The organism is Pedobacter heparinus (assembly GCF_032678725.1).
In the GTDB taxonomy this organism is placed as follows: Bacteria; Bacteroidota; Bacteroidia; order Sphingobacteriales; family Sphingobacteriaceae; genus Pedobacter; species Pedobacter heparinus_A.
Genome location: NZ_JAVTSC010000002.1, coordinates 478,090 through 484,174, shown reverse-complemented (window position 1 = coordinate 484,174; position 6,085 = coordinate 478,090). Strand labels below are relative to the sequence as shown.

The following is a 6,085-nucleotide window of genomic DNA, read 5'->3' as shown; positions in this document are numbered from 1 at the left end:
GGGCGGATGATGTTCCTTTAATTGCTTATTTAAAATATTTGTCAAAGAAGTAATATACACGGTTACGTACCCGTTTTTTGAAAAATAAGACCATATGCCGAAAACAGTGTCATAAAATCCCCGAAATAAACTTCCGCCTTCTTCCGGGCGTTCAGGACACTGATTTTTGAAGCGGTATTATAAGTCGCTGCCAGTTGGTTATTAACAACACGATATTTATCATGATCGGCTTTCAGATTGGTCTTCAGATTGTTCTCTCCCAAAGAGTAAATGAGGATTTCGCCCCTGTCATGGCAGTAAGTCCCCTTATAAAAAAGCAATAAAAAAATTGCCAGAAAGAAAAATCTGTATCCAATAAACTCAAATTCTGAGTTTTTAAAATAAAAGAGTGGTTTCAATGTTGGTTTAGGTTAAAGTTGGCACTTCTAAGTTATTAAATATTATTACTAATGCAAGTAATATGAAAAATATTATTTATGCCTGAATTGTTTTTTTTGTAAAAAACGCGGGATACCATAGGAGATTTCTTAAATACTGCTCTTATCTTATGATAACTGACGTAGAAATCTCTGCATTCGGTTAGACTTGGGTCATTTACGGCAATACCGCCTAAATCTGACATTGTGCCAAAAGCACTAATGCTATGAAAACAAAAAAAGCGCACTGTATAGTGCGCTTTTAATGACTTAAACTTTAAGTTGCGGACCGGACGGGACTCGAACCCGCGACCTCCGCCGTGACAGGGCGGCATTCTAACCAGCTGAACTACCGGTCCGTTTTCCCGTCTCTTTCGTTTCGGGATTGCAAATATAGAGCGTTTATTTATATTTACAAACTATTTTTTAAAATAATCGCAATCCCTTAAATTACAGCACCTTCTTTTAGTTTCTCTGCATTTTCAGCAAACTGCAAGGCATCAATCAGTTCCTGCACCCCGCCATCCATGATGTTGTTCAGGTTATACAATGTCAATCCGATGCGATGATCAGTAACCCTTCCCTGCGGATAATTGTAAGTACGGATCTTTGCTGAGCGGTCGCCGGTTGAAACCATTGTTTTCCGTCTTGCAGCTATATCCCCGTTTTTCTTCTGCAGCTCGATATCATAAAGCTTACTGCGCAGCATTTCCATAGCAATAACCCGGTTGCCCAGCTGAGAACGCTCTTGCTGGCAAACCACCACAATGCCCGATGGCCTGTGCGTCAATTGCACTTTGGTTTCCACCTTGTTCACGTTCTGACCACCTGCACCTCCTGAGCGCGATGTTTGCAGGTCAATATCTGCAGGATTAACGTAAAGATCAATTTCTTCCGCTTCCGGTAACACCGCTACAGATGCAGCTGACGTATGCACCCGGCCCTGGGTTTCCGTATCCGGCACACGCTGTACACGATGTACACCAGACTCATATTTGAGCTGTCCATAAACATCTTCTCCGCTAACTTTCAAAATCACCTCCTTATAACCTCCCGCGGTACCCTCTGTAACATCAACAGTTTCAACTTTCCAGCCCTTTTGCTCAAAGAAACGGCTGTACATCCGGTACAAATCTCCGGCAAACAGCGCAGCTTCATCGCCGCCTGTACCACCCCTGATTTCAAATACCGCATTTTTTGCATCTTCCGGATCAACCGGGATTAACATTAAGCGTACTTTTTCTTCCAGCTCTTCCTGCTGTACCAATAACAGGTCCAGTTCCTCTTTCGCCATTTCGCGCATTTCAGCATCCTTCTCGGTACTTAAGATCTCTTTGTTGGCCTCTATATTGCTCATCACATTTTTATAGACCTTATATTCTTCCACAATCTTACCCAGATCCTTATACTCTTTATTCAAAGCAGCGAAGCGCTTCATATCCTGCATCGTATCTGGATTACTCAATTGCTCTTCCACATCTTCCCAACGCAGTTTAATTGCTTCTAATTTCTCTAACATATTCTTTTTTTCAGGAAATACAATTTATTCCTCTTCCACCACAAAAGACCATTTTCTATAAGATCTTCATCAGCTAAAAGGTTTTTATTTTGGACAACAAAAATAGGTTTTTTCGTTTAATACCACTAATAATTATTGGCATAACCCTACAGGCCCTGCAACATCTTATTCTTTTTCAAAGTAATTCAGGCTTAAATCATTGCCATCAAATACCGCATAAGAATTGAAATTTATCCACTCCCCAAGGTTTATATACTTGCTTTTGCCATCCAGATCAATATTAAGGGGCAAATGCCGGTGGCCAAAAACAAAATAATCAAAATGCGTTTTTAACAATAGCTCTTTCGCATAAACAGCAAGCCATTCCTGGTCCACACTTTCAAAAACTTCTTCTTTACTGCTGGCAAGCCGGCTGTTTCCAGACCACCAGTTGGCAATTCCCAAACCGATCCTGGGTGGCACTAAGGCAAACAACCACTGGCAAACCGGGTTTCTGAAGATCTTTCTTAATAATTTATACTTTTTGTCTCCAGGTCCTAATCCGTCACCATGATGTAAAAAGAATCGCTTTCCGTTTCGTTCCATCACCAGTTCATCACTCACGATTTCTATCCCCATTTCTTCTGTAAAATAGGAATTCACCCACATGTCATGGTTGCCTTTAAAGAAGTAGACCTTTATTCCGGCATCGGTCATCCCGGCCAGTTTACCTTGCAGCCGTACAAAACCCTTGGGGATTACCATACGGTATTCAAACCAGAAATCGAAGATATCGCCCATCAGGAACAGTTCACTACAGGAAGGCGTTATAAAATTTAACCACCTCAGGATGCGGTCTTCCCGCTGCCTGCTTGAAGCATGGTCCGGCGAGCCAAGGTGAAAATCTGAAGCGAAATAAATGTTCTTTTTCATGGATCAAAGCGCAAAGATAATTAATATTATCTGCCATGCACCCTTAAATAAACTCTACAGGCTTAATAGAATATTACAAAATAGAATCTTTATTAATAACTAAAGTTCGTAAATTCGCACAAAATTTAAACTATGATTTCTACTGATATAGCCATCATTGGCGCCGGACCTGTGGGTTTATTCGCGATTTTTGAAGCAGGTTTATTAAAAATGCGCTGTCATTTAATAGATTACCTTCCACAAGTTGGCGGGCAGCTTTCTGAAATATATCCTAAAAAACCCATTTATGATATTCCCGGCTACCCTACTGTCCTGGCTCAGGAGCTGATCGACAACCTGATGGAGCAGGCCAAGCCTTTCCATCCTGGTTTTACTTTAGGAGAACGCATTGAGGGCCTGGAAAAACGTGGTGAGGGCGATTTTGTACTGACCACCAATATGGGCACCATTATAGAAGCCAAGGTAATCGTTATTGCAGGCGGACTGGGATGTTTCGAACCCCGCAAGCCAGCAGTTGCCGGCCTGGAGCAGTTCGAGAACGGACGTGGTGTAAATTACATGATCCTTGATCCTGAAAAATACCGCGGACAGAAAATGGTCATCGCCGGTGGTGGTGATTCTGCTTTGGACTGGACTATATTTCTAGCAGATGTTGTGGAGGAACTGACCCTGGTTCACCGCAGCGAAAGCTTCCGCGGCGCCCCTGATTCTGTGAACAAGGTAATGGAATTGGCTGAAAGCGGCCGCATTAACCTGGTACTGAACAGCAACCTCAACTCCGTAAACGGTAACGGGAAACTGGAAAGCGTGGAACTGATCCATAACAAGAGCCTGGAAACCACAACGGTTGCTGCCGACCACCTGATCCCGTTATTTGGTTTGAGCCCTAAACTGGGCCCTATAGAACAATGGAACCTGAACATCAGCAAAAGTGCTATTGAAGTGAACACGGATGATTACTCTACCAACATCCCGGGCATTTACGCCATCGGTGACATCAACACCTATACCAATAAACTGAAGCTGATTTTATGCGGTTTCCATGAAGCAGCCCTGATGAGCCACAGCGCTTATCAATACATGAACCCTGGAATTAAATATACCATGAAATACACCACAGTAAATGGGGTATCAGAGTTTTAAAACATGGAAGAAAACAACATTACCCTACACGTACAAAATCCTGACGGCAGCCGTACTACACTGGAAGCGCCGGTAGATATGGGCTTAAGCCTGATGGAATACCTTAAAGCCTGCGAATATGATATCCTGGCTACCTGCGGCGGCATGGCACTTTGCGCCACCTGTTGCGTAGATGTATTAGAAGGCGAAGACCAGTTAAATGAAATGAGCGATGATGAATACGCGATGCTGGATACCTTACCAGATGTGCTGCCCAACTCCAGACTGGCCTGCCAGCTGCAGTTGAACCCTGCCATGGATGGCCTGGTGGTAAAGCTCCATCACGCAGAATAATATTTACTAATTATGATCAGAGGCAGCTGCTATTGTTTTGATAGGGCTGCCTATTGTTTTATACTCCCCCTCACCTTTCAGTATAGCCAGCATCTTGTCGTTGTTATTTAACAGGCTTTTTGCCGTGTTCAGTTCTTTGTCGTACTGAAACGCCTGAACCACCTTGCCCTTATCATAATAATAACGGCTTACGATCTGTGTTTCGAGTACCCTTTTAATCTCGGCTTTATAAGTACTAAGGTCTGTTTTCTTCGCGCCAAGCATTTTCTCCTTCAGGTCCTCAAGGTCGGCTTTAACCGCAGCCAGTTTATTTTCCTTTTCCGCTTCCGTTCTCAGGTCGGACAACAAGCGCTCTGTGCGTGAAGTATAGGAATAATCCCTTCCTGCCATGCCATTTACAAAAGCGGCATAGTCATTTTCGCTCAATTGAAAAGAGGCTGCAGGGGCAATTTCTTTATGGTTCTTTTTATAGGTATTGGCATAATCAAAAAACAGGTTCTTATTGATCAGGGAAATGGTGATCGGGCTAAGTTTAGGCGTGTTCACCAGCACATCCGGATAAACCCCATTTCCATCGTATACACTACGCCCTGTCCTGGTATTGAACTTGTTCATCACTGAATCGGCAAATTTGATGGTCTTGCCGTTCACATCCTTATGTGCATAATCCAGGGCCTGGATGCACCTGCCCGAAGGGGTAAAGTATTTGGCAACTGTAACCTTTACCAGGCTGTTATATGGCAGTTTAAACGTCTGCTGAACCAGACCTTTGCCATAGCTTCGCTGCCCGACAATTATGGCCCTGTCCAGGTCTTGAAATGCACCGGCAACAATTTCAGAAGCGGATGCAGAAGCACCACTGATCAGTACCACCAAGGGCATGTCCGGAAATAAGGGCTGGTTAAGTGTTTTATAGGTAATGGTTTTTTCCGGATTTCGCCCTTTTTGAGTGACGATCAAAATGTCCCGGTTTACAAAAATGTTTACTATTTTAACCGCTTCCTGCAATATACCACCCCCATTGTACCGTAAATCGAGGATCATCCCCTTAGGTTGCTGCTTGCCCAGTACAAGCGCGGCATCCTTAACTTCCTGGGCAGAATTCTCTAAGAATTTATCCAAACGGATATAACCGATGTGATCTGCCGTCATTCCGGAATAGGATACGTTGGGCTGTTTAATTTCGTCACGAATCAGGTTCCTGGTGATTAAAGCACCGTCCCTGATGATCAGCAGGTCTACAGCTGATGCTTTTGGGCCTCTCAGCAACTGGCTTACCTGTGCCCTGTCTTTACCCTTAACTTCGGTGCCATTGATTTTTACCAGCTGATCACCTGGTTTTACACCCTGCTTATCCGCAGGATACCCTTCATTCACTTCATTCACAAAGAGCTTACCTTCTATAAAGATGGTACTGGCCCCTATCCCACCATACTGGGTACTTACATATTTCAGTTTATAATCCTCTACCTCTGATTCGGGCACATACTCCGTATAAGGGTCAAGATTTTCCAGCATGGCATCAATACTGCTGCGCATCAGGCTGGAAGGATTGGTCTCCTCTACATAATTGATGTTGATTTCCTTATACAGGGAAGCAAATATATCCAGGTTTTTAGATACCTGGAACAGGTCTTCCTTAAAAGACCAGGTTAAAGAAGCAAAAGCAACAAGGAGAGCGGCTACGGCAATTTTGTATGTTTTCATCGGAAGCAGATGGGGTTCATCGATCTGTTGAAGTAAATTTACAAAAAAGCCTTGT

At 43.4% G+C, this 6,085-nt stretch carries 6 protein-coding genes and 1 tRNA gene; 2 read left to right on the top strand and 5 right to left on the bottom strand.

The window, feature by feature from the left end:
• Window positions 1-62 precede the first annotated feature (62 nt).
• The 4 genes from R2Q85_RS05400 to R2Q85_RS05385 form a co-directional block, all read right to left on the bottom strand.
• Window positions 63-398, bottom strand: coding sequence for a hypothetical protein (locus R2Q85_RS05400; protein ID WP_316810720.1), 336 nt, complete (start codon window positions 396-398; stop codon window positions 63-65).
• 303 nt (window positions 399-701) lie between these two features.
• Window positions 702-775, bottom strand: a tRNA-Asp gene (locus tag R2Q85_RS05395).
• 86 nt (window positions 776-861) lie between these two features.
• A complete protein-coding gene (gene prfA / locus R2Q85_RS05390) occupies window positions 862-1,935 on the bottom strand; it encodes a peptide chain release factor 1 (protein WP_316810719.1) in 1,074 nt (357 codons plus the stop codon).
• A 165-nt stretch (window positions 1,936-2,100) separates the two neighbouring features.
• Window positions 2,101-2,847 carry a UDP-2,3-diacylglucosamine diphosphatase gene (locus tag R2Q85_RS05385; RefSeq protein ID WP_316810718.1) on the bottom strand — a complete coding sequence of 249 codons (747 nt, stop codon included), beginning with the start codon at window positions 2,845-2,847 and terminating at the stop codon, window positions 2,101-2,103.
• Between the two features lie 132 nt (window positions 2,848-2,979).
• Between R2Q85_RS05385 and R2Q85_RS05380 the strand changes: the two genes are divergently transcribed.
• Both R2Q85_RS05380 and R2Q85_RS05375 read left to right on the top strand, forming a co-directional pair.
• The gene (locus R2Q85_RS05380; RefSeq protein WP_316810717.1) at window positions 2,980-3,990 is read left to right on the top strand and encodes an NAD(P)/FAD-dependent oxidoreductase; all 1,011 of its coding nucleotides are present in this window, start codon (window positions 2,980-2,982) and stop codon (window positions 3,988-3,990) included.
• A gap of 3 nt (window positions 3,991-3,993) precedes the next feature.
• On the top strand, window positions 3,994-4,323 hold the full coding sequence (locus R2Q85_RS05375) for a 2Fe-2S iron-sulfur cluster-binding protein (RefSeq protein ID WP_316810716.1): 330 nt from the start codon (window positions 3,994-3,996) through the stop codon (window positions 4,321-4,323).
• Window positions 4,324-4,329: 6 nt separating this feature from the next.
• Here the strand turns inward: R2Q85_RS05375 and R2Q85_RS05370 are convergent, their stop codons facing one another.
• The gene (locus tag R2Q85_RS05370; RefSeq protein WP_316810715.1) at window positions 4,330-6,030 is read right to left on the bottom strand and encodes a S41 family peptidase; all 1,701 of its coding nucleotides are present in this window, start codon (window positions 6,028-6,030) and stop codon (window positions 4,330-4,332) included.
• Window positions 6,031-6,085 lie beyond the last annotated feature (55 nt).